The following is a 25,254-nucleotide window of genomic DNA, read 5'->3' as shown; positions in this document are numbered from 1 at the left end:
CCAGCCTCGTCAGTCGAAGATGATGATCTGTCGAATAGCCTCCCCCACCCGCAAGCGGTCGAGGGCGATATTGACGTCGTCGAGTGGCAGGCGATGCGTCAGTAGCCGGTCTACCGGCAGGCGGCCACGGTCATAGAGCGCCAGGAGGCGCGGTATGTCGCGCATCGGCACGCTGGTGCCGATATAGCTGCCCTTGATCGTGCGCTCCTCCGCGACCAGGCTGAGGGCTGGCAGAGTGAGCATCGCCTTCGGATTGGGCAGGCCGCCCGTCACGGTGGTGCCGCCGCGCCGGGTGATGGCATAGGCGAGTTCCAGCGCCTTGACCGAGCCCGCCATTTCGATCGCGACATCGACGCCGCCCCGCGTCGCATCCCGCACATCGGCGATCACGCTCTCATCGCCCGCGTTGAAGGTGTCCGTCGCGCCGAGGCTGCGCGCGAAGGCGAGCTTGTCATCCAGCCGGTCGATCGCGATCACCCGCTCAGCCCCGGCGGCGATGGCGCCGAGCACCGCTGACAGACCGACGCCGCCCAGGCCGACGACGGCGACGGTGGAGCCGGCCTTGACACTATGGGTGTTGATGACCGAGCCGACGCCGGTGAGGACGGCGCAGCCGAACAAGGCCGCAATTTCGAACGGTGTTTCAGGCCCGATCTTGATGAGGGACAGCCGGGAGGCGACGGCATAGTCCGCAAAGGCCGAGACGCCAAGGTGATGGTGAAGGGCATGGCCGTTGAAGGCCAGCCGCCGCTCACCCGACGTCAGTGCCCCAGCGCCGTTATGCACGGCGGCTGGCTCACACAGGGCAGGGCGCCCTTCGCTACACGGCAGGCAATGGCCGCAACTCGGCACGAAGACGAAGACGACATGATCGCCGGGTGCGAGGTCAGTCACGCCTGCGCCGACCTCCATGACCGTGCCGGCCGCTTCATGGCCCAGGACCATAGGGACCGGACGTGGACGATTACCGTCGATGACGGAGAGGTCAGAATGGCAAATGCCCGCGGCACCGATCTTGACCAGCACTTCACCTCGCCCGGGCGGTGCCAGATCGACCTCCCGCACGACGAGAGGCCGGGTCTGCGCATAGGGCGGTTCGACGCCGGTCGCTTCCAAGACGGCGGCTCGAATTTTCATGGCGCTGCTCACATCCTCAGGTCAGTGCGAAACGAAGCGCACTGACGCGGGGCTCGGTCAACTGGACGACACAGAAACCTGGAATCCGACGCGATCCGATGAGGCGAGCCAGGCGCGCATCTCGTTTTCGTTCGCGAAGCCTGCAACCGGCATCATGCGTGCTTCCGCCTTGATCGTCAGGGACGGGACGCTGAACGGCCAGGGCGTCAAGCGGCACCCCGTCTCGTCACGCGTCATGCTGTACGTGGCGGAGCCACCGTGCGCGCCTGGCCCGACGAATTCCATCGGCAAGGTCAATTCGCCGCATAAAGCTAAAGACAACGTGTCCACGAAAGCGATGAGGCTGCTGTCGCGTTCGACATCGGCCGCTGACAGGCCCAAGGCCTTTTGCCACATCGCCTGACGTGGCGCCTGTTGTTCGATATAGGCCGTGGCGGCTTGCGCATCGGCGTCCGACAAGCGATGCCGATCAATGAAGCGGGTGTAGATCACCGTGCCATGGCGCGAGATCAGCATCGCCACCCGCGATCCCCAGGCGCTTAGGGCGCGCTCCACACCCAGTGCCCATAACGGCGCGTGCTCGGCCGCGCCGATGGCGCGAAACAAATGCGGCCGGCCGGTCGCGGCGTCGAAGCTGGGCGCCACTTCCCAGTCGATCCAGGCGACATCGTGCTGCTCGGCCGCGAGGACGAGCATGTCATCCTGCCGATCGGCCCAATGCCGGAGCAATTCGCCGGCGATCCAGGCGTGCATGGGTTGGCTGATCGCGAGCACGCCTGACGCGCCGTCGTCGAGAAACATCATGCTGCGGAGTCCTTTATCTCGAACCGATTGCCAGACCCAACGACCGGCACGAACGGCCTAAACAATAGGCAAATCAGCGACCTTGGATCGGACTTTGTCTTTCACCGATACAATCCCTATCGAGGCGTTTGCAAGATTGGCTTAGGCATAGGCATTGCATTGCGTATTTTCCCTGGAATTGGCCGGGTCACTGCCGGAGCCGTTCTCCCATGACAGATCATCTCCTTCAGCCGAGTGCGACACACAGTCGTCGCGCCCTGCTGCGAACACTTGGCGTCGCGGGCCTTGCCGCTGGCGGCTCCGGACTGCTGCTTCCGCGCCGTGCGCGCGCGTCGAAGACATTGACCGTCGGCTGGGTTTACGTCGGACCGAAAAACGACTTCGGCTTCAATCAGGCGCATCACGAAGCCGTGCTCGCGTTGAAATCCACGCCGGGCCTCAAAGTGCTCGAAGAGGAGAACGTACCGGAGACGGAAGCGGTCGAGCAGACGATGGAGAGCATGATCAACTTCGACGGCGCCGATCTGCTGTTCCTGACCTCCTTCGGCTATTTCGATCACATGGTGAAGGTGGCGCCGAAATACCCGAAGGTGCAGTTCCGCCATCAGGGTCTGCTGTGGAAGCCCGAGGACCCAGCGAATACCGGCAGCTATTTCGGCTATATCAGTGAAGGCTTGTATGGCTGCGGCATCGCCGCGGCGCTTGCCAGCAAAACCGGCAAGCTCGGCTTCATCGCCGCCAAACCGATCCCCGCCGTTCTGCGCAGCGTTAATTCCTTCACCATGGGCGCGCGCTCGGTCAATCCGAACATCACTGTGCAGCTCATCATCACCGGCGGTTGGTCGGTGCCCGCCAAGGAAGCCGAGGCCACCAATAGCCTCGCCGATAACGGCGTCGACGGCATTGCCTGCCATATCGACGACCTCAAGGTCGTGCTGCAGACCGCCGACCAACGCGGCATCCATTCCTGCGGCCTCAATGTCGATCAGCGCGCGCTGGCGCCGAAGGGCTATCTCACGGGGTCGCTGTATAACTGGAAGACGCCCTACGGCGAGATGATTCAGGACGTGATGAACGGCCCGTCTTTGCCGCATCTGCTGCGCGGCGGCTTTGCCGAGGGCTTCGTCCGCATGGGACCGTACGGCCCGGCGGCGAGTGACCAGGTGCGGAGCGCCGTCGATACAGCGGCAGCGGAACTCGCTGCGGGCAAGCGCTTCGTCTTCACCGGTCCCCTGAAGGACAACAAGGGCAAGGTCCTGCTGACCGCCGGTCAGCATTTCGCGGTCGGCGATCCGTCCCTGCTCGCCATGGACTATCTGGTCGAGGGTGTGAACGGCTCCCTGACGTGATCCTGCGGCTAAGAACGACGGCCCTGGCGGTCGCGGAACTGGCGCTCGTGCCAGCCTGCGCCGCCGTGGCGGCCGCCCTGATCTTCGGGGCGGTCGTCGCTGTGCTCGGTGTCGATCCGGTGCAGGTCTATAGCATGATGTGGCTGGGCGGCTTCGGCACCTGGTTCTCCTGGCAGAATACCCTGGTTCGCGCGGCGCCGCTGATGTTGACGGCGCTGTGCTTCGCCCTGCCCGCGCAGATGGGCTACGCCATCATCGGCGGTGAAGGCGCCTTCGTGCTCGGTGGCCTCGCCGCCGCAGAGGCGAGCCATATCTTTGTCGCGGCACCGGGACCCGTGATGATGGCCGAGATGGCCATCTCGGGCGGCATCGCGGGTGCTATCGTCGTCGGCCTGTCGGGCGCCTTGCGGGTCTGGCGCGGTGTGAATGAAACCATCAGCAGCCTGCTGCTGACCTATCTGTCCATTGCCATCTTCAATCAATTGGTGGAAGGGCCGTTTCGCGACCCCTCCGACCTCAATCAGGCCTCGACCTATCCGGTTCCCGACCAGGGCCTCATCGGCAGCATTCCGGGCACGTCAATCCATTGGGGCCTCGGCGTCGGGTTCGTCGCCTGCCTGGTCGCGAGTCTGGTGATCTATCGCACCGGCCTTGGCTTCGCGATGCGGGTCTTGGGCGGCAACGGCCGCGCGGCGCGGATGGTGGGCATTTCGGCGGCCAAGCTCACGATCGGCGTCTTCTGTGCGGGCGGGGCCATCGCGGGCATCGGCGGCATGATCGACGTGGCGGCGATCGACGGCAAAGCCAACAATTCCCTGATCGCCGGCTATGGCTATACCGGTATCTTCGTGAGCTTCATTGCCCGCCATAATCCCCTGATCATCATTCCCGTCTCTGTCCTGCTGGGCGGTATCGGCGCGAGCGGCGGCTTGGTGCAGCGCCGGCTCGGCCTGCCCTATGCCAGCGTCCTTGTGCTTCAGGGCATCATCTTCCTCTGCGTCCTGGTCGCCGAAACCCTGCGCGGGCGGGGGCCGTTCGGCCGCATCGGCCAGCAGGTCGTGCTGGCGCCCGATCCGCTCGCTAGCTCATGACAGGGTCCGGCTCATGACGGGCATGGTCGGTGGCACCGTCCTGCTGGCGGTGCTGAGCGGCGCGGTGCGCAGCAGCACGCCTTATCTCTTCGTCAGCCTTGGCGAATGCCTGACGGAAAAGAGCGGCCGCACTAATCTTGGCCAGGAAGGCATCCTCGTCCTCGGGGCCATGGTCGGCTATGCGGGATCTTACGAGACGGGCTCGGCCTGGGCCGGCGTGCTGCTGGCCGGCTTCGCGGGCTCGGCCCTTGGCGCGCTGCATGCCCTGTGTTGCCAGCTTCGGCGGGTCAATGACGTGGCGGTCGGCATCGCCCTCATCCTGCTCGGCACCGGCCTCGCCTTCCTGTTCGGCAAACCCTTCATCCAACCGAGCGCGCCGATGCTCTCGGCGCTGTCGCTCGGCTGGTGGGCGGTCGATCCCAGCATCCGCGCGGCGCTGCGCGTCAATGAGCTATTCCTGGTCGGCATCGGCGTCGCTGTGGCCATGCACCTGTTCTTTCTCCGCACGCGCTGGGGGCTGATCGTGCGGACGGTCGGCGGCAATGCGGAGGCCGCTCGCGCGCTGGGCTATAGCGTCAATGGCGTGCGGCTGGCGGCGACCACCGCCGGCGCCTTCCTCTCCGGCATGGGCGGCTCGTTCCTGTCGCTCTTTTATCCCGGAAGCTGGACGGAGAGCCTGTCCAATGGCCAGGGCCTGATTGCCGTGGCGCTGGTCATCTTCGCGCGCTGGCAGCCGCTGCGCTGCCTGTGGGCGGCGCTGATGTTCGGCGGCGCGGAGGCGATCGGCCCGGCCTTGCAGGCCATCGGCCTGTCGGAGGTCTATTACGTCGTCGCCGCGGCACCTTATGTGCTGACGCTGATCATCATGGCCATTTCCTGCGCGCCGGGCCGGCGCGCGGCTGGTGCCCCCGGCGAATTGAAGATCGCATGACGGCGGCGTCCCTGGAGGCGATCCGCGTCACCAAGCGGTTCGGCGCGGTCTTGGCGTTAGACGATGTCTCCCTGAAGGTGCGTCCAGGCCGCATCCACGCCCTTCTGGGCGAGAACGGCGCCGGCAAGAGCACGCTGGTGAAGTGCCTGATGGGCACCTATCACGCCGATTCCGGCAGCTTCCTGATCGATGGGCGCGAGCACCGCAGCAGGACGCCACGCGAGGCCCATGCCGCCGGCATCGGCATGGTCTACCAGCATTTTACGCTGGTGCCGGAGATGACGGTCGCCGAGAACCTGATGCTCGCCCGCGCCGACATTCCCTTCGCCATCAATTGGCACGCCTATCGGGCGGAGCTTGGGGCGCTGTTGCAGACGATGCCCTTCCGGGTGCCGCTGGACGCGCCTGTCGCGTCCCTGGCGGCGGGCGAAAAGCAGAAGGTGGAAATCCTCAAGCAGTTGCACTTGCGGCGCCGGCTGCTGGTGCTGGACGAGCCGACCTCCGTGCTGACCCCCGCCGAGGCGGATGAGACCCTGGGCCTGCTGCGCGACCTGACGCGCGCCGGGGAGATCACCGTGGTGCTGATCACCCATAAGTTTCGCGAAGTGCTGGCCTTCGCGGACGATGTCACGGTGCTGCGCTTCGGGCGTGTGGTGGCCTCCGCCGAGGCGGGCCAGATGAATGCCGCCGACCTCGCCGAGCGGATGGTCGGGCAAGCGGGCATCGGCCGCAGCGTCGCGCGCGCTGCCGTGCCGCAAGCCAGCACCAACCAATTGCGCGCGCATGGCCTGACGGTGCTGGGCGATGCCGGGCTTGCGGCGGTGCGCGACCTTGACCTGACTGTTGCGGGCGGGGAAATCCTGGGCATCGCCGGCGTTTCCGGCAATGGTCAGCGCGAATTGGCGGAAGCCCTGGCCGGTCAGCGCGCCATCGTGGCGGGAACCGTTCATGTCCATGGCGAGGCCTTTCGCCCGACGCGCCGTTCGCTTGCGCGGCTGCGGGTCGCCTGCCTGCCGGAAGAGCCGCTGCATAGCGCCTGCGTCGCCACCATGAGCGTGGCCGAGAATCTGGCCCTGCGGCAGTATGATCGGCCGCCGATCCGCCGCCGCTTCGGCCTTCTGTCCAAACGCGCCATCACCGAGGGCGCGCAGTCCGCGATCCGCGACTACCGTATCCGCACCAGCGGGCCGCGCCAGCCGGTTTCGGCCCTGTCGGGCGGCAATATCCAGCGGCTTGTTCTGGCACGCGAGCTGGGGCCGGGCTGCGACCTTCTGCTCGCGAGCAACCCCTGCTTCGGACTCGACTTTGCGGCGGTCGCGCGGATTCATGATGACATCACGGCTGCGCGCAATGGCGGCGCGGCCGTGCTGCTGATCAGCGAGGATCTCGATGAGATCTTCGCGCTGTCCGACCGGATCGTGGTGATGTTCGAAGGCCGATTGGTGTTCGAGACCACGGCCGATCCGGCCGCGCGCGCCACCGTCGGGCGCGCCATGGCGGGCCTTGCGGACAGTTCTCTCCTGACGAAGGACTCAATATGACGCCGAATCGCCTAGTGATCCTGGGTGCCCAGGTCTGGGACCCCGAGGGGGACGTGCATGCGCCGAGCCGGCGTGATGTGCTGATCGAGGGCACGACGATCGCCGCCGTGCTGCCGCCGGGCGATGCGCTGACGGCGACATGGCTCGCGGCGCAGCCCGCGCCCGAGGTCTTGGAGGCGACGGATCGGCTGCTGATGCCGGGCTTCGTCAATGCCCATTTCCATTCCTATGACGGGCTGATGAAGGGCCTGTTGGAAGACATGCCCTTCGACGTCTGGGCGCTGCATTCCCAGCCCGCCTATTTCGGCAAGCGCAGCCGGGCGGAAATTCGCGCCCGCACGCTGGTCGGCGCCATCGAATGCCTCAAGCACGGCATCACCACCGTGCAGGACATGAATTCTCTCGTGCCGATGGATGAGGAAACGCTGGACGTGACTTTGGCGGCCTTCGCCGAAGTCGGCATTCGCGTCGTCTTTTCCATCGCGTTGCGCGATGTGGCAGCGCTCGACATCGCGCCCTTCATGGCGGCCGATCTGCCCGAAAGCGTGCGCGCCTTGGTGGAGGGATCGCCGCGCGACCCGCATGCGGATCTCGCCTTCGTGGAGCGCCAGATCGCGCGCCTTGCTCCACTACCGTCGCGCTTGCATTGGGCGCTCAGCCCTTCCGGCCCGCAACGCTCCTCCGCGACCTTGCTGGAGGGTATCGTCGATATGGCGCAGCGGCATTCCCTGCCGGTGACCACGCATGTTCTGGAAACCCCGGCGCAGCGCGCCAAGGCACAAAGCCTCTATACCGCGCATGGCGGATCGATGATCCGCTACATGGCGTCCCTAGGGCTTTTGGGGCCAGGCACGACCCTTGCCCATGGCGTTTGGCTCGATGACGAGGAAATTGCCATGCTGGCCGAAAGCGGGGCCAGCGTGGTGCATAACCCGATGAGCAACCTGAAGCTCAAAAGCGGCGTCGCGCCCATTCGTCGTATGCACGACGCCGGGGTGAACCTGGCCTTGGGCTGTGACAATTGCAGCTGCGGCGATTGCCAGAGCGTGTTCCAGGCGATGAAGCTGTTCTGCACCCTGGCGGCCGTGACGGACCCGAGCCCGGCCGGCCTTCACGCCACCCATGCCATCGAGGCGGGAACCCTGGGCGGCGCCCGCGCCCTTGGGCTGGAGCATGTGGTGGGTGCGATCAAGCCCGGCATGCGCGCCGATCTTTGCCTGATCGACCTCACCGATATCGCCTGGATGCCGCTGAACAGTGTCGCGCGGCAACTCGTTTATAGCGAGACAGGGCGCGGGGTGGAGACCACCATCGTCGATGGCGTGATCGTCATGCGGAACCGCAAGCTGACGACGATCGACGAGGATCAGTTCCGCGCCGAGCTGGCCGATGTCATGCTCGGGTTCCGCCGCGACTTCGCGCAAGTGACGCAGGCAAATGCCCCAGCGGTCGCTTACTTGCTTGAGGCGAATCGCAGGGTCGGCAACGCGCCCCTGGGCATCGACCGGTTCATTCGTTCATAACGCGGGCACTGGCGACGCGGACAAGTTTTGCAGCCACGCGTTTTGGATGGCCCGGCTCTTGCCTCTGTCATGAGCATCGGGGCGCTCAGCCCTGTTTCTGACGGAGAGTTCTATCGATGGCTGCCGATCAATTTCACCTCGCCTGGTTCCTCCAAGGCTCCAGCGTTCAGGCCTGGGGCCAGCCATGGACCGGAAATATCAGCGAGGAGTGGATGTCGGCGGACATGTTCCTCGACGTCGCGCGCGCCCTGGAACGGGCAGCCTTCGATTATATTCTGCTCGAAGACTCGATCTATATCGGTCAAAACTGGGAAAACCGGCGCGACATCTTCCTGAAGAACGGTATGTCCGTTCCTCGGCAGGAACCGTCGGTCATCGCGTCCCTCATGCTCGCCGCAACCAAGCGCCTGGGCGTGGTGCCGACGCTGTCCACCTTCGCCTATCACCCCTATCTGACCGCCCGCATCGTGGGCACGCTGGATCAGATCTCGGCCGGCCGCGCCGGCTGGAACATGGTGACCGGAAGCTCGGACTATTCGGGCCAGAATTTTGGGCTGGATCACCTGCCCGACCACGACCTGCGCTATGACATGGCCGGCGAGTATATCGACATCGTGACCCAGCTTTGGGATTCCTGGGAGCCCGGGGCGATCCTCGCCGACCGCAAGAGCGGCGTGCTGATCGACCCCGAGAAGGTCCATACCATCGACTTCAAGGGCCAGTATTGGTCGAGCCGGGGCCCGCTGAACTCCGGCCCCGCGCCGCAGGGCCGGCCGGTGATCGCCCAGGCCGGCGGCTCGGCCCGTGGCCGCGCGACGGCTGCCAAATACGCCGACACCATCGTCGCCCACCCGAAGGGGATCGAGGCGATGAAGGAGTATCGCCGGGACGTGCGCAGCCAGATGGCGGTGGCCGGGCGCAACCCCGACAGCTGCAAAATTCTGTTCATGGTCTATCCGATCCTTGGCAGCAGTGACGCCGAAGCGCAGGACCGTGCGGCGCAGCGGGGCATCTCCGCGGCCGAAAATATCGATGAGCGGCTGGCGCAGCTCGGCTGGGTGACGAACATCGACTTTTCCGGCCACGACCTCGATGCCCCGGTCGGGGAACTGTCTACCAACGGCCATCAATCGACCCTGGCGGGTTTCCTGCGCAAGGCGGGCAAGAACACGCTGCGGGAAGCGATCATCGCGTATAGCGGCAGTGGTGGCAGCGTCGATCTGGTGGGCACGCCGGAGACGGTGGCCGCGCAGATGGACGAGGTCATGCAGGAAATTGGCGGAGACGGCTATCTGATTGCGCTTCCCAATGTCAGCCGCCGCAGCGTCGCGGAGATCACGGACGGTCTGGTGCCGGCCTTGCAGCAGCGCGGGCTGGTCCGCACGAGCTACGAACACACGCAGTTTAGAGACAACCTGCTGGCGTTCTAAGCGGTCGTTGCGCGTCGATCAGTCTTCGAGGGCGATCCATGTCGGCGCATGATCGCTCGCCTTCTCCCAGCCCCGCACGTCACGATCCACCCCTGCGCCGATAAGTCGGTCGGCGATGGCGGGGCTGAGCAGGAGATGATCGATACGAAGGCCGGCATTGCGGGCATAGGCGTTCCGAAAATAATCCCAGAACGTGTAGATCGTCTCATCCGGATGCAGCCTGCGCAGACTGTCCGTCCATCCTTGGTCGATCAACCAGTGAAACGCGGCGCGCACTTCGGGACGGAACAAGGCGTCTTCCGTCCAGCGTTCGGGCTTATAGACGTCACGCTCCGTCGGCATGACGTTGAAGTCCCCAGCGAGGACGACGGGGTGATCGGCCGCCACAAGCCCCGCGGCATGGGCAATGAGCCGCTCGAACCAGCGTAGCTTGTAATCGAACTTGGGACCGGGCGCCGGATTGCCGTTCGGCAGGTAGAGGCAGCCGACCAGAATGCCATCGATGGCCGCTTCGATATAGCGGCTATGCGTGTCGTCGCCGTCGCCCGGAAGCCCACGCCGCGTCTCCTCAGGCTTTTGGCCGCGCGCCAGAAGGGCGACGCCGTTCCAACTCTTTTCCCCGTGCCAAATGGCGCCGTAGCCCGCCTCAAGAATCGCCTGTTCTGGGAACTTCTCCTGCGGCGCCTTGAGTTCCTGAAGACAGACGACATCTGGCTGGGCCGCGGCCAGCCAGCGCAGCAGCACAGGAAGCCGGCCATTGACGCCATTGACGTTGAAGGTGGCGATCTTCACGTCGCGTCCTGTACTGCGCGCGGACGATTGCGCCCGCATAGGCAGAGATGACGTAAGCCTTTCGATCTCAATACAGTTGCGACAGCCAATGCGATGGCCGAATGGACCCGATTCGACATGGCATTCCCCAAGGACGTGGCCGTTTTGAGGGCTCCCTGGCCCGACGCCACGCGCCTAGGGTCAGATCGACAGTCGCCCGACGCGGCAGAGACGGAGAGGCGGAGTCGTGGCCAGCATAAACCCGGAACTTGTTCGAAGCCTCTTTCTCAGTGAGGGAATGATGGCTTTTTGGCAGGGAAAAGCCACCTGCCGCAACCCCTATGAGGCCGGTACGGTCGAGTACAAGGCATGGCGCGCCGGTTGGTTGCAGGCGCTGGAGAAAGGGCTTGTCGCGAATGCGCGGCCAAAGACGCGCCGGCGCACCGACGCCTCTAAGGCGCGGTCCTAGGGCGGTTCGGCGCGGCCAGCCGTTAGGAACTTATCTCCGTCCCTATCAGGACGGACTTTGCGCTCACGCTTTCGTGAGTGCCCCCCACAGCCAAAATAGTGTTCTTCATACGTTCGTAGACGCGCTGCGCGCCTCTGGGCATGACGGTCGTGCCCTTTTGGCGTGGCCGCGCGGCTCAAAGGAGAACGTTTGGCGATCACGATCGCGTGCCGATTCAAGGTGATGCCCTAAATAGGGCTCCCTTTCGAGGCGTTATGCCAGGAGAGATGGTGACAACACATCGCACGTACTCCTTTAGGCCAGTTCGAAAGACATGATTCTTAACCAACTCGTGGCGAGCGTCGCACTTCCGGCCTCACGGTACTGACGGCAATGGTCGCTTCCGCACAGCGCCAAGCCGCACCCGTCAGGCAGGACGAGTCTGACCATGCGGTCGATGCATCCTCCGGGATCGTCAGCGTCGGCTGGATCGATGCATCGCGCCTGACGCGCGAATGCATAACGATGGCGCTTGCCAAGACACGCCCGCTGTTCGTGATCATCTCTTTCGATTCTACGGCTGATTGCCTGCGGCATGTCGGCGCCGACATAGATCTGATCGTCTATCACTCGCATGAGTCAGACTACGTCATTACCGAGGAACTCGCTCTGCTGCGCGAGCGGTTCGTGGGCGCCCGGCTGGTGGTTCTTTCGGATGCTGTCACAATCGAACTTGCCGTCGTGCGGCAGGTGATGGCGCATGGCGCGTCCGGCCTGATTTCAACCAGAACGGCCGGGCTTCAGATGTTGGTCTCGGCGATTGCTTTGATTGGTTCAGGCGGAACCTTTTTGCCGCGAGAGGCTTTGATGGAAGAGCCGAGCGGTGTCGCGCGGCCCCAGGTTCGGCAAGGCTACGCCGAACCGCATCGGCTCACGCAGCGCGAAACCGAAGTGCTCGCCCTCGTCAGGCAAGGCAAGGCCAACAAAACCATTGCCTACGAGCTGGGTATGAGTGGGAGCACGGTCAAAGTTCATGTGCGCCACATCATGCGAAAGATGGGCGCGACGAATCGGACCCAGGCGGCCTTCAATGTGGAGCGCCTTACGGTGGTGGAAACCGGCCCGAAGATACCGGAAAGATGATGGACACCATGACCGCATAGCATCTTCCGTAATTATTTCAGTGGGATGGAATTCACTACGACTTTTGGGTCTTAGCGTAATGCATAGACAAAAGGGTGTACTCCCGCTGCAAATTTCCTAAACCTACGCTAGGTAAGGCGTGACCGAGCACATATGCTCACTGACATGACTGAAAGGCTTAACCAAATGCTTCGAGGCAATGCATCGAACGAATGTGACTCGGCCATCCAACCGATCATCTCTGTGCCCGCGATGACGGATCATCGTCCGCCCGCACTTGGAATGCAGATAGCGTGGATCGACAGCTATTCGCTGACGCGCGAGTGCATCCTGCGGGCGATGTCCGATTTACAGCTGGTTCCTGGTGTTCTGGCCTTTGCCTCTGTCAAAGAGTGCATGGACAGCAAGGACGTCGCGTTCGACCTCATCATCCTGTATTCGCATTCGTCTTATGAGGTCTGCATCCGCGAGACTGAGCTTCTGCGTGAGGCTTTCCAGGATGCCCGCCTCATCATGTTGTCGGATTTGGAAGACAGCCATCAGCTGAATACCATTCGTGGCGCGCTGAAGGCTGGCGCCAATGGGTTCATATCGACGCGCACCACAGGCCTGTCGATGACGCTGTCCGCCATTCGCTTCGTCCAGGCGGGCGGAACCTTCGCCCCCCTCGAGGTTCTTCTGTCTGAGCCGTCTGCGCCCGTCGCGGCGGTGGAAGAGCCAGCCTCGCCTTATCGCCTGACGGCGCGTCAGAAGGATGTCTTGGCCCAGCTTCAGCAAGGCCGCGCCAATAAGATCATCGCTCATGAGCTTGGCATGAGCGAGAGCACGGCGAAGGTTCACATCCGCAATATCATGCGCAAGATGGGTGCAACCAACCGCACGCAGGCCGCGTTCAATGCCCTGAAGTTTTGCCCTGACAACGTCCAAGCCATGATGGCGGCGGACTGAGGATCCGGCGCCGGAAGGCGCCGGGTCTGCACGTTCCGGCGGCCGCCGCTTAGCTGGCGCGGCCGACCAAGCCACTCTTGATATACTGCGCCACCTGAAACATCGCCGATGTCCGGCTCACGAAGTAGCGTGGTTTCAGGACACCGCCGAAGCCGGCGAGAAGCGTAAAATTCTTCTTGCCGTGAACCCCGTCCATATCGAACGTTAGACCGGCCGACGCGGCACGCTGAATGGCATGCCAGATGAGCAGGCTGGTGGCCCCGTTACCGGACTCTGGCGAGCGGGTCGACATCAGGTAGTATTCCGAACGACCATCCCAGGCGGTGAAGATTCCGGATTGCAGGACGCCTGACGCGTCGGTGGCGACCAACAAGCGGCCGACGCCACGCCGAATGGCCTCCGCCATGAGGTTTCCGCAGAGGCGCCGGTCATAATTGTTGCGCAGCCCCCGTTTCTGCAGATTGATTTCGTAAAAGTTCAGGAAGTGGTTCGGATCGACCACTTCTTCGACCGTCAGCGTCTCTTGCGCGCGACGAATGACGTTGCGTGTCTTGTCGCGCATCTGGCGCCACAGAGCCTCCACCGGCTCTGGCGAGATTTCGATCGTGAAGCGCACACCGGACGAAAACCCGGCGGATTCGAACGCCACAGTCTCAGGCGTCTGGCCATGGCATTCGAACCAGATATGCGATGCAGGGGGTAATTGGGCGATCAGATCGCCGCAGATCGAGACGGTCTTGAGCGACCGCGTCAGCCGGCTGCCCGCGAGGTCGGTCGTCAGGGATGGGCCGAGCACATGCGTCATGGTCGGCATGACCAGTGCCGTCTGCCGGCCGAACTTCTTCGATATCATATAGGGAAGTCGCCCGATGACCGCGCCATCGGCATATACCCGTGCTTCCTGGTACGTGCCATCGGTCGCCGTTTCCAGCCACCAGGGCTCATGGAAGAGGGTCGCTACGGGAAGCGTGCCGCGGGTCGGACGGGCGGCGGCATCCGTGGCCAGAGGCACTGGACGGGTCGGCGTCATACCATCGCGCGGCGTCACGAAGGGTGAGAAACGCGCCTGCTTGGTGCTCGACGAATTCTGTCTCATCTGATCACCCAAGAGTCTATCTCGAAGGGTTACAAGCCAAGGCGTCGAAATCGACATAGACATGAGGGTCTCGCTTTCGCGCGAACATAGGGGCACCAACACCTCATCTCGTACCCCTAGCGATGAAGCAATTTAGCAATTGTTGGTATGGCGCGAGTGATTGGCGGGCGACCGCGAATATCCTATTCGATGAAACAGGACCTGGAACGTTTCGGAAGCTTTTTCCTATGTGCGAGTGCAGACCGAGCTGATGAGTGCCAACCCTCTTCGCGTTGCCTGGATAGACAGTCACCGTCTGACGCGCGAGTGCGTTATGGACGCACTGGTTTCCCTACAGCCATCGCTTGCGATCGAGCCTTATGAGACGTTGGAAAGCTGTGTCACGGCGGTGCCGGATGCCGATTGGGGTCTTATTCTCTATTACGCACATTCCGACGTCATCAATTTGTCGAGTGACGTCGCGTCCTTGCGTGAAATGTTCAGTGACGCGCCAATCGTTGTTCTGTCTGATGCCAACGAAGGTGTGCAGCGGAAGGCCATTCGCGACACGCTCAGCAGCGGCGCGAATGGCTATATCTGCACACGGACGACGAGCGCCCTGATGGCCGTCGCGTCGCTGAGATTCGTGGAGGCCGGTGGCACCTTCGCCCCCCTCGACCTTCTCCTGACGACGGAACCCGAACCGATCACCGCAACCGAGTCTGAACCGAGCGACCTGCTGACGTCGCGTCAGATCGCGGTCTTGGCCGAAGTGAAGCAGGGCAAGGCCAATCGGGTGATCGCGCGGGACCTGAGCATGAGCGAAAGCGCCGTGAAGGTGCATATTCGCAATATCATGCGTAAGATGGGCGCCTCGAACAGAACGCAAGCGGCCTTCAAAGCCCATGCGAGCGCGCGCGATGAGAGCGATGCGCAGGCAACGGACGGCGACGCCGAGGCGAATTAGGAAGTAGATCCTGTGAGATCACCGATTGCGGCGACAGGTCGCGGCCTCAAGCGCGCGTTGATGGACACCTACCTCGCCGGCAATGCGATGCTGACACAGGGATTGATCGGTGGTCGCTCGGGTGAGCGGGTGTTCAGCCGCGTGATCATCGTCGCCGCCCTCGGTAAGCAGAACGGCATCACCCGTGGCGCCTATCTCCAATGGGACGCGTTTCGCCGCTTGGGGATCGATGTCGAACTTCTCGATGCGACGGCGGCCTTGCGCAATCCCCTGGTGCGGGTGAAGCACCAGGCGGGTTCGGTCTATATCTTCCACTCCGGCGGCCCGCAGACGGCCGCCTTGATCGGCAGTGTGCTGCCCCAGGCCGCGCGGGCTTATCGGATCGCCTATTGGGCCTGGGAGCTTCCGGATCCGCCGCAGGATTGGGCGGGTTGTGACTCCAATGTCGATGAAGTGTGGACGCCCAGCGTCTTTTCCCAGACGAGCCTGCGCCGATTGATCCGCAAGCCGGTCATTGTGGTGCCGCATTACCTTGGCCCCCAGCCGGCGCGTGTGCGCGATGCGCGCGGCCCGTTCACGGTCCTCACCATGGCGGATACGCGGTCCAGCTTGTCACGGAAGAATCCGGCGGGGGCCGTGCGGGCCTTCGTGGCCGCCTTCGGTCCGTCCCCTTCCGCGCGCCTTCTTCTCAAGCTCTCAGGGCGTGATGATGAAGTCGAGGCCTTCACCGCAATGCTGGGCGCGGAGGTTCGTGCGGCCAACATCGAAATCATTCGCGCGCATCTCGATGATGCGGGCCTGTCCGCCCTTTATGAGCGTGCCGATGTGCTGCTGTCGCTGCACCGCGCAGAGGGCTTCGGTCTGCCGATGCTCGAAGCATTGGCCAGGGGCATACCGGTGGTCGCGACGGGCTGGTCCGGAAACGTCGATTTCACAACCGAAGCGAATAGCGTTCTTGTACCGTACGAACTCGTCGCGGTCCAAGATCCCGCCGCTATCTATCAAGGCAGCACCTGGGCGGAACCGGATGTGACGGCCGCGGCGGAAGGCTTGCGCATGCTGCACGGCGAGCCGGCGGTTTACGCGCGGATGGCGGCAGCGGCCCTTGAAAGCGTTTCGACTGTCATGCCGCAATTCCCGGTGGTGACGGCGCCGGCCGTCGCGTCACTGCCGCATTAGAGCGAGAGCACACGCTCCGGCGCCATACGGCAGCTGATGAGATCGCGAAGGGCGAGCAGATTGCCCCGCAGGCGTCCACGCCGATCGACATAGGGCTCGGGGCGCGGGAAGTGAGCGATATTCATTGCGACGTTCCGGCCGATATGTTCCAGAGCGCGACCGAGCGGATAGCCGGCGCGCTTGCCAGCGAGATAGAGCGGATTGGCAACTTGCGAATAGCCCAGTCGCACGCCGGAGTTGCGACCCTGCTTGGTGCCGAGATGAACGCCACGCGCGTCCTCGATCCGCATCACTGTCCCGAACGCCGCCATGCGACGGGACAGATCGACGTCTTCCTGCCAGCCATACAGCGGCAGACGCTCGTCAAACCAGAGCTGATGCGCACGCATCATCGTCAGCCGCACCGCCATGTTGCAGCCGTATCCCGAAAAGACCGGCGTGGCGCCGCGCGTGCCGGACATGCCGGCGGCGATGGCGTGCTCGGCTGCTTGCAAGGTCAAGCCAGGTCCGCCGATGCCGTCCGCGAGCACGTGCCCGGTGGCGACAGCAAGCGTCGGGTCTTGTTCCATGTGCCGTTCGATCGCCGCGAGATAGCCGGGGTCAGGAATGAAGTCATCGTCGAAGAAAACCATGACGTCCGCGTCGCCCGAGGCTGCGATCAGGGCGTTGCGCTGGCGGGGCAGGCCGGCCTCCGCCATCACGACCTCGACACCCGCAACGGTGGTGGCACCGGCGACGTCCGCAGGCTTGCTGCCGCAGACGATGGTGCGGTCGGCGGGACGTGTCTGCTGGGCGAGCGCGACCAGGGTATCGCGAAGGATCGACGCGCGGCCCACGGTGGGGATGCCGACCACGATCGTGAGCGCCAAAGTGAAACTCCTTAGAAGAATGCCGCTCAACCGCGCTTTGCTACGCGGTTGTCATCGGACCACGACGATTGGCTAGGGTTTCACGCATGGCACGTCGACCTAGCCAAAATGCGTAGTCATTGGCGCGCCCTTAACCACAGGGCTGATCGAGAGACTTGGGGCAAGGGTGCTAAGAGGTCTGCATCACTCGTCGGAACCCGAGGGTGGTTAGTTAAGGTATAGCGACCGATGCACGACGCAAAAATCGAGCGGCCCTACGCACTGACGCAGTCGCGGGCGCATGATCTTCAGGTAGAACTGGCCGATCCCAGTGCAGGGCTGGAGCCGGTGGCGGTTCCGTTCGGCCGCGTGGCGTCGATTCTACGGCGTCACCTTTGGATCATCATCCTCACCTTCGTCATCGGTGTGGGCGGTACGGTCATGATCGTGAAGGGCATGGCCAAGCAATATACGGCCGATGCCTCCATCATCATTGAACCGCAGCGCACGCAGGTCAGCGATCTGCAAGCCATTTCCTCCGATTCCGAGGAGGTGGCGAGCCTGATGCGCACGCAAATCGGCATCCTCAGTTCTCCGGCACTGGCTCTCGGTGTTGTGAAGTCCCTGAATTTGGTGAACGACCCCGAGTTCATGCCGGGCAAAGGCGGCCCCGTGTCACAGCTGAAGGGTCTCATTCAGACCTACGGCCAGAAGTTCGGATTGATGCCGGCACCCTTGGTGACGGCGTCGACGGCGGAGCAGAAGCAGAATATGGCCGCCGATATGCTCGGCGGGAAGATAAGCTTCGCCAATGACGCGCAATCACGGCTTTTGACTGTTTCGGTCACGACCCATGATCCTGTGCTGAGTGCGCAGATCGCCAATGAGGTTGCGAAGCAGTTTCTCGACTTTAAGGTCGAAGAGAAGTTCTCGGCGATGCAGCGCGCCCATGATTGGCTTCAGGGCCAGGTGACATCCCTTGCGAGCGAGGTTCGCGCGGACGATCAGGCGGTGGAACAATATCGCCTCACCCACGGCCTGGGCGAGCAGATCGCCGATACGACGGGCGATAACGCTGCCGGCACACCGACCGTCAATCGGCAGCAACTCGATGCCATCAGTCAACAACTCGTGGCGGTCTCTCGCGATTTGACCGAGAAGCAGGGTGAGCTCACGCAGGCGCAAGCGGCACTGAGCGGCGGCACATCGACCAGCAATCTTCCCTCTGTGCTAGCATCGCCCCTCGTCGCGCAGCTGCTGTCCGAGCAGTCTGCAGTGGCTGGGCGGGAAGCGCAGCTTGCCGCCTCCGAAGGCGCCAATAACCCCGAACTGCTGGCTGTGCAGGCGCAGCTCGCGCGGTTGCAAACACGGACGCAGCAGCAGATGGCCCATGTGGCGGGCAGCCTTGCCGTGCAGGTCGCGGCGGGCGAAGCGCAGCAGAGGGCGCTGCAACAGCAGATGGAGACACTGCGCGGCTCCGTCAGTGGTGAGAATTCGGCTGAGGTCGGTCTGAACACGCTGGAGACGCAGGCTTCGGCCACGCGGAAGATTTACGAAAGCTTCCTGACGCGCGCAGCCCAGCTTGCGAATGTCGCCGGCATTCAGGAGCCGGATGCGTCGCTCGTTTCCAGTGCTCAACCGCCGATTGGCCCGTCCGGTCCGCAGAGCACGCGATTGATGGCGATTGCCGCCATGCTGTCACTCGCTCTGGGTGTCGGGGTCGCCTGCCTGATGGAGCGGATGCGCAGCGGATTCAGCCTGCCGGAGCAGGTGGAGAGCACGCTCGGCCTGCCCCTGCTGGCGATGATACCCAAGATTCGCCATGGCAAGTTTCTGCGCCATCGCAAAGGCAAGGGCGATGTCGCGATGGCGGCGTCTCTCGACAGGTTGCGCGGGCAAATGCGTCTGCTCGGCGGGGATCGTCCCCGCCTGGTGATGGTGACCTCGGCGCTGCCGCAGGAAGGCAAGTCCGTCTTTGCGGTGGAACTGGCCCGCAACATGGCGGCGGTTGGCTGGCGCGTGCTTCTTCTGGAATGCGATTTCTGCCGGCCGTCGCTTGGCAGCTATCTCGGTCTGCCCGCCGGTCCTGGCCTGTGCGAGATTCTGTCCGGCAAATCCCTCGGCGATACGAAGAACCTCGTCCGCAATCCGGGACGCAATCTCGATGTCATTCTTGCGGGCCGGAACGAGAGCGATTCGCAGGAGATGTTGGCATCCCAGCGCATGCAGGCCCTGCTGAAGGACGTGCGCGCGCAATATGACCTTGTCATCATGGATACTCCCCCGGTGCTGCCGGTGGCTGACGCCTTGGTGCTGGGGCAGCAAGCCGACACCACCCTGTTGGTGGTGCGGTGGGAGAAGACGGCGCGCGCCGCCGTTTCAGACGCCGCGCGCTTGCTGCGCGGCAGCGGATCATCCGTGATGGGTGTGGTCATGACGCGTGTCGATCTCGGCACCGCCGCCATTTCGGGTGGCCGGATGTCCTATGCATTCAGCCATTACGATGGCTATCGCCCCAACCGAGCGTAGACGGATGCATCCGACCGCCCTCGGCCTGGTGTTGATACCGCTCAGCTTGCTGTGGGCGGCCAACCCTGTGCGCCTGCTCCAGCTCGCTTTTGTCGCGGCGATCTTCGAAGCCGGGGCAGCGCTGGTTTTGGGCGGAAGCTTCGGCCTGCCGCCGGCGATGGTGCCGGGTCTGCTGTTCGTCACCTATGTGACAGCTCAATACGCCCTCGGCATGCGCTATCCCGGCGAAGGGCAGGTGCTGTCCACCATGCTGCCGCTCTTCGCCCTTCTGGCCTATGCCCTGGTGTCGGTGATGATCCTGCCGCAGACCTTCCAGGGCACCATCATGGTCTGGCCGCAACGGCCGGATTTGCTGAACCCAGGCTATGTTCCGCTCGCCTTCAACTCCGGCAACATCACGCAATCGATGTATCTGGCAATGAACGTCGGCGTGGCGACCTGCGCGGCGTTGCTGGTGACGCGTCACGCCATTCCGTATCGCAAGCTGATGAAGGCCTATTTGCTCGGCGGCTATATCGCGGTCGGGATTGCTTTCTGGCAATTCGCGTCACGGATCGCGGGCTTGCCCTTCCCGAGCGACGTGATTTATTCCAATCCCGGCTGGGCGATCGTGGCTCAAGCGCTGGGCTCGGTTCCGCGCGTGCAAGGCACCTTCTCGGAACCCGCAGGCTTGGCCTTCTATCTGTCCGGCCTGTGTTTCTGCTGCCTGTGGTTGACTGCGCATGGCCATCGCATCATGCGCGTCAATATCCTGCTCGGGCTGTCCATTTTCGCGATGCTGCTGTCGACATCGACGACGGGGCTACTGACGCTCGCCGTCGGCCTGCCGGTGATCCTGATCTTCACGGCTGCACGGGGCGATCGCACAGCCTTGGCGCGACTGCTGAAAACCGCGGGCGTCATGGCCGTGGTGGGTAGCCTCGTGTTGGTGCCCGCCTTCATCATGAAACCGTCACTGATGGATTCGGTGCAGACCGTGATCACCTCGACCATGTCGAAGGGCGATAGCCAATCCTACACCGACCGCAGCAGCCTTGATGCCTCGGCGGTCGCGACCATCGGCCAGACGGATGGTTTAGGCGTCGGCTGGGGCAGCTTCCGCGCGTCTAGCCTGCTGCCAGGGCTTTTGGCCAATGCCGGGGTGTTCGGCGTGTTGATGGTCGTTTTGCTCGGCTGGCGCCTGGCCCGGCTGGTCCGCAGGGCCGGCGCTGTATCGCGCGGCCATCAGGGCCAGATCGTGGTCGATGGCTTCACCGCAGCCTTGTGCGGTCAATTGGCGGCGGCCTTGCTGTCGGCACCGACCATCGGCTCCCTCGCGTTCTTTCTTCAATTGGGCTGCGTCGTCGGAACGGCCGCCCGCATCGTCACGGAACAGCGTTCCCCGGGGCAGAGGCCGCGCGCATCTGCGCGCACCTGGCATCTCGCCCCCGCGCGAACGCCCAGCAGAGAAATGGATAGCGTCACACCATGACCGGGCCTGTATTCTTGAACGGCCGCTTCGTGTCCCAGCCCGTCACCGGCGTTCAGCGGTTTTCGGCTGAAATTGTCGGTGCCATTGAGCGGCTGATGCAGATGGATGCCTGGCCGGAGACGACCCTGCTGACACCGAAGATGGGCAACCGGACGCGCCTCGCTACTCCGAGCAGCCGCCTTCAAACACGGGAAGTTGGCACGCGCAGCGGCCATGTGTGGGAGCAGATGGAGCTTCCCAAGGCCGCGCGGCGCGGCACGCTGATCAGTCTAGGCAATACGGCGCCGGTGCTGGCGGGGCGCCGACAGGTCGTGGTCATTCATGACGCGGGTGTCTTCGACACGCCCTATTCCTACTCATGGCGCTTTCGCCTTTGGTACAAGGGCCTCCAGCATTCGCTCGCCAAGACCGGCGCGCAAATCGCCACGGTGTCGGATTTCTCACGCCAGCGCATCGCCAAGCGGCTCGGCCTCGACCCTGCCGGTATCACGGTGATGTATGAGGGCGCAGATCATGTTTTGCGGGTGCCCGCCGACCCCACCATTCTCGACCGCCATGGCTTAGTGCCCGGTCAATTCGCCCTCGTCGTGGGCAGCCGTGCCGCGCACAAGAACCTCTCGGCCCTGCGCGAAGTCGGCGCTATGTTGCAGAAGCGCGGCATGGTCATCGCGGTGGCCGGCGGCGCGAACAAGGACGTCTTTCAGGATGCGAGTGGCGATGGCCTGGGCGAACGTCGCCTTGGCCGCACGACGGATGCCGAGCTGCGCGCCCTTTACGAGAATGCCGCCTGCCTGCTGTTTCCCTCGCGCTACGAAGGCTTCGGCCTGCCGCCGGTGGAGGCCATGGCCTGCGGTTGCCCGGTGGTCGCGTCCGCCGGTGGCGCGGTGCAGGAAATCTGCGGCGAGGACGCGCTCTATTTCGACAATGACGCGCCTGTGTCGATCGTCCGGGCCGTGGAACGGCTGCTCGACGAGACCGGTCTCGCCGACACGCTCAAAGCCCGAGGCTTGGCGCGCGCGGCGTCTTTGAGCTGGGACGCGTCGGCGCGCAGATTGGCCGATGTGGTGAGGCGCGCGTCTTGAGCCGGTTCATTCGGTTCGGCCTTGGGCTGTGGGCGATGCTGGCGATGGGTGTCATCGTGACAGACGCGCAGGCCGAGGCCTTGGACGCGGCACCGGGTGGGTTGTGTGCCACTGCGGCACGCGCCGCTGAGCAGCGCTACAACTTGCCGACCGGGCTGCTGTTCGCCATCGGGCAGGTGGAATCAGGTCGGCCGGATGCCGCGACCCATCAGCGGCAACCTTGGCCTTGGACCGTTCAATCCGAGGGCCAAAGCTACTATTTCGCCAGTAAGGCGGCGGCGGTGGCGTGGGTGCAGGCGGCGCAGGCCAAGGGCCAAGCCTCAATCGATACCGGCTGTATGCAGGTCAATCTGATGTATCACCCACGTGCCTTCCAGACGGTCGATGTCGCCTTCGATCCGGCCGCGAATGCCGATTACGCCGCGCGCTTCCTGCTGTCGCTGCATGCATCGACGGGGGATTGGCGCCAGGCGGTGGGGTTCTATCACTCCCAGACCCTGGCGCTCGCTGTTCCCTATCGTCAGCGCGTCGAGAATGCACTGAACGACCGGCTGCCGGGGGAAGACGTGGCGATGGCGCCTCCGCCGCCGACGCAGTTGAGCCTGCTTCAGACAGCCTGGGCGGCGACCCTCGATCCCCAGGCGGCCACGGCAGCGCCCACCGATACGAATGACTGGAGCGTGCCGTCGTTAGCCCCTATTCACCACCAGACCGTAAAACGGCGCCTGCGTCGCGATCATGGAGAGGTTCTCCTCAGCTATGCACATTGACAGCGTCTTGTTTCAGCACAGATCCTATGCCGTGCGTGCATTTCGACAACCCGGGCAAAATTAAAAATGGCACGATTCCTTAACGATTCACGACGTCGCACAGGATCGTTGATCCGACGCATGGCGACCACCACAGCGGTGAGTTGCCTTTTGCTGGCGGGTTGCGCACCTGGATCAGGGCTGCCGCCTTTGCCCGTGACGCAGTCGGGCCCCTATACCCTCGGGCCAGGCGAGCAGGTCCGGGTGGTGATCTTTGGCCAGACGCAATTGACCGGGCGCTTCACGGTCAATGACCGTGGACAAATCTCGGTGCCGCTGCTGGGCCAGATTCCAGCGAGCGGCCTGACGACCGATCAACTCGAAGCCAGCATCGAGGACGATTTGAAGGAGAAGAAAATCCTTCTCAACCCGAGCGTTTCGGTCGAGATCGCCGAATACCGGCCCATCTTTATCTTGGGTGAGGTGGTCAAGCCCGGCCAGTATCCGTATGAGCCGGGGATGACGGCGCTGACGACCGTGGCGATTGCCGGCGGTTTCACCTATCGCGCCCAGACTGGCTACGTGTCGATCCTGCGGACCGTCGATGGCCACTCCTTCGAAGGACGTGCCACCCGAGGCGAGCCGATTCTGCCGGGCGACGTTGTGACCATCTTCGAGCGGTATTTCTGATCTTTCTGGCGGAAAATGCTGCGCTTTTCCGCCCTACGGAGGCGTTGTAGGGCGGAAAAGCGCAGCGTCTTCCGCCGTCCTCAGAACCCGATATGCAGCGTCGCTGCGACCAGGTTCTGATGGTACGCGCCACTTTGGTCCTCGATCAGCGCGGCCTGATCGGCTGACACGCTGTCCGCGGATGACTGCGTCGTGTAATCCTCGTTCAAGGACAGGCGCAGGTTCCGATTGATCAACCACGTGACGCCGGCACCCGCAGAATAACTGGTCTGCTTGCCGCTCTGCAGATACTGGACGTATTGGATGCCGCCGCGTGCTTGCAGAAGCACGTCACGCAGCAGCTCATAATCGACGACTAGGCGCGCCTGATTCAGCACAAAACCGTCATTGCCGGGTGACGTCGGATCCTCGACCGTGCGGGAGGCGGTGCCCGTCAGGGTGAGGACACCTGTGGGTGTCCACACAACCGTTGCTGCCGCGATCGGCGCCGTTTCTGTCGCATACAGATCGCTCGCGAATGACCGATTTTCGACGCCGACCAACAGGCTGTAGCGCCAGACGCTCTCTGCCTGGAAATCGAGGCCGGTGAGGAAAAGCTCGCTCGTCGAGTTGGGACTGGACTCGCCGTCCGCAGACGACAGGTCGAAGATGGTGTCGACGCCGCGGAAGACGAAGAGGAGATGCGACTCGTCCGTCAGCGCGTAGCGGGTCACGACGCCGCCCGCGATCACCTTCCTGTCGAGAGAGGTCTGGCTCTGTGTGATGCCGCCGGACGTGATATCGCCAAATCGATAAGCACTGACATCCAGGGTCGGCGTGATGGCGAAGCGGCCGGTATTGAAGGTGTAGCTCAGCTCCCCGCTATCGGTTTCGTTGAGCTGAGGCGTGTCAGACTTCGCGGTGCCGATGGCAGTGCCGAGACTATGGAAGGACTGGTGGGAGTAAGACGCGGTGAGGGGAGAGTCGCCGATGGTATAGCCGGCCGAGAGGCCGATGTTGTAATCGGTATAGGTCTCGCTCGGCAGACCGAAGAACTGGAAGTGGTCTACGCCGACGGTGGCCGCTAGGCTGTTGCGGCTCCAATCCGACTGGCCAGAGACGGAGGCGGCGGTCTGCGAGCCCCAGCTGCGGGAGCTTGCACCGGAGTCGGAACTGCCATTCACGTTGGAGTTGTCGAAGATCGTCTGGTCCAGATTGGGGCGAATGGTGAAGCCCCCGAGATGGATGCCGGGCGCATCGTAGGCGGGGCGCAAGCGCGAGAGCACTGTCACGCCGAGCTGCTGGTCGTAACCCGTGTTGCCCGTGGGGAAATAGGCATCGGTGGTCGTTTGAGCGCAGGCCGCACCCGCCCAGGTGAGCATCGTGGCCGCCAGCAGGGATGAAACCGCCCAGCATTCCCGTCCTGCGGCTGGCTTGAGGCGGGTCTGAAACGTCATCTGCATGGGCTGAGGGTCCGTCCGAGGCGGTATGGCCGTATGGTCAAGCAACGCAGTGCACGGACAAACAGCTCCGGCCATCAGGCGTGGGCAGGCGCCTCAGAACCGCAAG

Annotated in this window: 22 protein-coding genes; 16 read left to right on the top strand and 6 right to left on the bottom strand. The window is 63.7% G+C overall.

The features are described from left to right. Positions 1 to 9 precede the first annotated feature (9 nt). Positions 10 to 1,137 (bottom strand): zinc-dependent alcohol dehydrogenase family protein, encoded by a 1,128-nt coding sequence (locus QP803_RS17155; protein WP_284944692.1) that lies wholly within the window; start codon positions 1,135 to 1,137, stop codon positions 10 to 12. Between the two features lie 57 nt (positions 1,138 to 1,194). After that, entirely contained in the window at positions 1,195 to 1,941 is a 747-nt protein-coding gene (locus QP803_RS17150; RefSeq protein ID WP_284944691.1) for a DUF3891 family protein, read from the bottom strand. Positions 1,942 to 2,150: 209 nt separating this feature from the next. On the opposite strand from QP803_RS17150, the gene QP803_RS17145 reads away from it, so the two are divergent. The 6 genes from QP803_RS17145 (at position 2,151) to QP803_RS17120 (ending at position 9,806) form a co-directional block, all read left to right on the top strand. Beyond that, positions 2,151 to 3,290 (top strand): BMP family ABC transporter substrate-binding protein, encoded by a 1,140-nt coding sequence (locus QP803_RS17145; RefSeq protein WP_284944690.1) that lies wholly within the window; start codon positions 2,151 to 2,153, stop codon positions 3,288 to 3,290. After that, positions 3,287 to 4,381 carry an ABC transporter permease gene (locus tag QP803_RS17140; RefSeq protein ID WP_284944689.1) on the top strand — a complete coding sequence of 365 codons (1,095 nt, stop codon included), beginning with the start codon at positions 3,287 to 3,289 and terminating at the stop codon, positions 4,379 to 4,381. The genes QP803_RS17145 and QP803_RS17140 overlap by 4 nt, the downstream gene beginning before the upstream one ends. A gap of 13 nt (positions 4,382 to 4,394) precedes the next feature. Then, on the top strand, positions 4,395 to 5,312 hold the full coding sequence (locus QP803_RS17135; RefSeq protein ID WP_284944688.1) for an ABC transporter permease: 918 nt from the start codon (positions 4,395 to 4,397) through the stop codon (positions 5,310 to 5,312). Beyond that, positions 5,309 to 6,853, top strand: a complete 1,545-nt coding sequence (locus tag QP803_RS17130; protein ID WP_284944687.1) for an ABC transporter ATP-binding protein — start codon at positions 5,309 to 5,311, stop codon at positions 6,851 to 6,853. The genes QP803_RS17135 and QP803_RS17130 overlap by 4 nt, the downstream gene beginning before the upstream one ends. Further along, entirely contained in the window at positions 6,850 to 8,376 is a 1,527-nt protein-coding gene (locus QP803_RS17125; protein ID WP_284944686.1) for an amidohydrolase family protein, read from the top strand. Before QP803_RS17130 ends, QP803_RS17125 begins: the two co-directional genes overlap by 4 nt. Positions 8,377 to 8,492: 116 nt before the next feature. Beyond that, the gene (locus tag QP803_RS17120) at positions 8,493 to 9,806 is read left to right on the top strand and encodes an NtaA/DmoA family FMN-dependent monooxygenase (protein WP_284944685.1); all 1,314 of its coding nucleotides are present in this window, start codon (positions 8,493 to 8,495) and stop codon (positions 9,804 to 9,806) included. Between the two features lie 18 nt (positions 9,807 to 9,824). Here QP803_RS17120 and xth read toward each other — a convergent pair whose 3' ends face one another. After that, entirely contained in the window at positions 9,825 to 10,598 is a 774-nt protein-coding gene (gene xth / locus QP803_RS17115; RefSeq protein ID WP_284944684.1) for an exodeoxyribonuclease III, read from the bottom strand. A 277-nt stretch (positions 10,599 to 10,875) separates the two neighbouring features. Here xth and QP803_RS17110 point away from each other — a divergent pair, with 277 nt between their 5' ends. The 3 genes from QP803_RS17110 (at position 10,876) to QP803_RS17100 (ending at position 13,116) form a co-directional block, all read left to right on the top strand. Continuing rightward, positions 10,876 to 11,046 (top strand): hypothetical protein, encoded by a 171-nt coding sequence (locus tag QP803_RS17110; protein ID WP_491546795.1) that lies wholly within the window; start codon positions 10,876 to 10,878, stop codon positions 11,044 to 11,046. 372 nt (positions 11,047 to 11,418) lie between these two features. After that, positions 11,419 to 12,168, top strand: coding sequence for a LuxR family transcriptional regulator (locus tag QP803_RS17105; RefSeq protein WP_284944681.1), 750 nt, complete (start codon positions 11,419 to 11,421; stop codon positions 12,166 to 12,168). A gap of 396 nt (positions 12,169 to 12,564) precedes the next feature. Next, entirely contained in the window at positions 12,565 to 13,116 is a 552-nt protein-coding gene (locus QP803_RS17100; protein WP_284944680.1) for a LuxR C-terminal-related transcriptional regulator, read from the top strand. Between the two features lie 49 nt (positions 13,117 to 13,165). On the opposite strand, the gene QP803_RS17095 is transcribed toward QP803_RS17100, so the two are convergent. Next, the gene (locus QP803_RS17095; protein WP_284944679.1) at positions 13,166 to 14,212 is read right to left on the bottom strand and encodes a GNAT family N-acetyltransferase; all 1,047 of its coding nucleotides are present in this window, start codon (positions 14,210 to 14,212) and stop codon (positions 13,166 to 13,168) included. Positions 14,213 to 14,525: 313 nt separating this feature from the next. Between QP803_RS17095 and QP803_RS17090 the strand changes: the two genes are divergently transcribed. Continuing rightward, positions 14,526 to 15,158 carry a response regulator transcription factor gene (locus QP803_RS17090; protein ID WP_284944678.1) on the top strand — a complete coding sequence of 211 codons (633 nt, stop codon included), beginning with the start codon at positions 14,526 to 14,528 and terminating at the stop codon, positions 15,156 to 15,158. A 12-nt stretch (positions 15,159 to 15,170) separates the two neighbouring features. Beyond that, positions 15,171 to 16,337: a glycosyltransferase gene (locus tag QP803_RS17085; RefSeq protein WP_284944677.1), complete on the top strand. Its 1,167-nt coding sequence runs from the start codon at positions 15,171 to 15,173 to the stop codon at positions 16,335 to 16,337. On the opposite strand, the gene QP803_RS17080 is transcribed toward QP803_RS17085, so the two are convergent. Next, on the bottom strand, positions 16,334 to 17,206 hold the full coding sequence (locus QP803_RS17080; protein ID WP_284944676.1) for a glycosyltransferase family 2 protein: 873 nt from the start codon (positions 17,204 to 17,206) through the stop codon (positions 16,334 to 16,336). The two genes, QP803_RS17085 and QP803_RS17080, sit on opposite strands and share 4 nt — an antisense overlap. Before the next feature lie 228 nt (positions 17,207 to 17,434). Between QP803_RS17080 and QP803_RS17075 the strand changes: the two genes are divergently transcribed. The 5 genes from QP803_RS17075 (at position 17,435) to QP803_RS17055 (ending at position 23,706) form a co-directional block, all read left to right on the top strand. After that, positions 17,435 to 19,714 (top strand): GumC family protein, encoded by a 2,280-nt coding sequence (locus tag QP803_RS17075; protein ID WP_284944675.1) that lies wholly within the window; start codon positions 17,435 to 17,437, stop codon positions 19,712 to 19,714. A 4-nt stretch (positions 19,715 to 19,718) separates the two neighbouring features. After that, entirely contained in the window at positions 19,719 to 21,185 is a 1,467-nt protein-coding gene (locus tag QP803_RS17070) for a hypothetical protein (RefSeq protein ID WP_284944674.1), read from the top strand. Beyond that, the gene (locus tag QP803_RS17065; RefSeq protein ID WP_284944673.1) at positions 21,182 to 22,267 is read left to right on the top strand and encodes a glycosyltransferase family 4 protein; all 1,086 of its coding nucleotides are present in this window, start codon (positions 21,182 to 21,184) and stop codon (positions 22,265 to 22,267) included. The genes QP803_RS17070 and QP803_RS17065 overlap by 4 nt, the downstream gene beginning before the upstream one ends. Beyond that, complete coding sequence (locus QP803_RS17060; RefSeq protein WP_284944672.1) at positions 22,264 to 23,037, top strand: transglycosylase SLT domain-containing protein; 774 nt, start codon at positions 22,264 to 22,266, stop codon at positions 23,035 to 23,037. Before QP803_RS17065 ends, QP803_RS17060 begins: the two co-directional genes overlap by 4 nt. Positions 23,038 to 23,157: 120 nt before the next feature. Then, complete coding sequence (locus QP803_RS17055) at positions 23,158 to 23,706, top strand: polysaccharide biosynthesis/export family protein (protein WP_284944671.1); 549 nt, start codon at positions 23,158 to 23,160, stop codon at positions 23,704 to 23,706. An 80-nt stretch (positions 23,707 to 23,786) separates the two neighbouring features. Here the strand turns inward: QP803_RS17055 and QP803_RS17050 are convergent, their stop codons facing one another. Further along, entirely contained in the window at positions 23,787 to 25,148 is a 1,362-nt protein-coding gene (locus tag QP803_RS17050) for an outer membrane beta-barrel protein (RefSeq protein WP_284944670.1), read from the bottom strand. Between the last annotated feature and the right edge of the window lie 106 nt (positions 25,149 to 25,254).

Origin of the sequence: Acidisoma sp. PAMC 29798 (assembly GCF_030252425.1) — a bacterium.
Lineage (GTDB): Bacteria > Pseudomonadota > Alphaproteobacteria > Acetobacterales > Acetobacteraceae > Acidisoma > Acidisoma cladoniae.
Note: the sequence above shows the minus strand (reverse complement) of the source record. Positions and strands in the feature narration are given on the sequence as shown.

Excerpts from the sequence above, each read along its gene's own strand:
- QP803_RS17155 (WP_284944692.1), bottom strand. The coding sequence starts at position 1,137 with ATGAAAATTCGAGCCGCCGTCTTGGAAGCGACCGGCGTCGAACCGCCC.
- QP803_RS17150 (WP_284944691.1), bottom strand. The coding sequence starts at position 1,941 with ATGATGTTTCTCGACGACGGCGCGTCAGGCGTGCTCGCGATCAGCCAA.
- QP803_RS17145 (WP_284944690.1), top strand. The coding sequence starts at position 2,151 with ATGACAGATCATCTCCTTCAGCCGAGTGCGACACACAGTCGTCGCGCC.
- QP803_RS17135 (WP_284944688.1), top strand. The coding sequence starts at position 4,395 with ATGACGGGCATGGTCGGTGGCACCGTCCTGCTGGCGGTGCTGAGCGGC.
- QP803_RS17130 (WP_284944687.1), top strand. The coding sequence starts at position 5,309 with ATGACGGCGGCGTCCCTGGAGGCGATCCGCGTCACCAAGCGGTTCGGC.
- QP803_RS17125 (WP_284944686.1), top strand. The coding sequence starts at position 6,850 with ATGACGCCGAATCGCCTAGTGATCCTGGGTGCCCAGGTCTGGGACCCC.
- QP803_RS17120 (WP_284944685.1), top strand. The coding sequence starts at position 8,493 with ATGGCTGCCGATCAATTTCACCTCGCCTGGTTCCTCCAAGGCTCCAGC.
- QP803_RS17110 (WP_491546795.1), top strand. The coding sequence starts at position 10,876 with ATGATGGCTTTTTGGCAGGGAAAAGCCACCTGCCGCAACCCCTATGAG.
- QP803_RS17105 (WP_284944681.1), top strand. The coding sequence starts at position 11,419 with ATGGTCGCTTCCGCACAGCGCCAAGCCGCACCCGTCAGGCAGGACGAG.
- QP803_RS17100 (WP_284944680.1), top strand. The coding sequence starts at position 12,565 with ATGGACAGCAAGGACGTCGCGTTCGACCTCATCATCCTGTATTCGCAT.
- QP803_RS17095 (WP_284944679.1), bottom strand. The coding sequence starts at position 14,212 with ATGAGACAGAATTCGTCGAGCACCAAGCAGGCGCGTTTCTCACCCTTC.
- QP803_RS17090 (WP_284944678.1), top strand. The coding sequence starts at position 14,526 with ATGGACGCACTGGTTTCCCTACAGCCATCGCTTGCGATCGAGCCTTAT.
- QP803_RS17075 (WP_284944675.1), top strand. The coding sequence starts at position 17,435 with ATGCACGACGCAAAAATCGAGCGGCCCTACGCACTGACGCAGTCGCGG.
- QP803_RS17070 (WP_284944674.1), top strand. The coding sequence starts at position 19,719 with ATGCATCCGACCGCCCTCGGCCTGGTGTTGATACCGCTCAGCTTGCTG.
- QP803_RS17065 (WP_284944673.1), top strand. The coding sequence starts at position 21,182 with ATGACCGGGCCTGTATTCTTGAACGGCCGCTTCGTGTCCCAGCCCGTC.
- QP803_RS17055 (WP_284944671.1), top strand. The coding sequence starts at position 23,158 with ATGGCGACCACCACAGCGGTGAGTTGCCTTTTGCTGGCGGGTTGCGCA.
- QP803_RS17050 (WP_284944670.1), bottom strand. The coding sequence starts at position 25,148 with ATGCAGATGACGTTTCAGACCCGCCTCAAGCCAGCCGCAGGACGGGAA.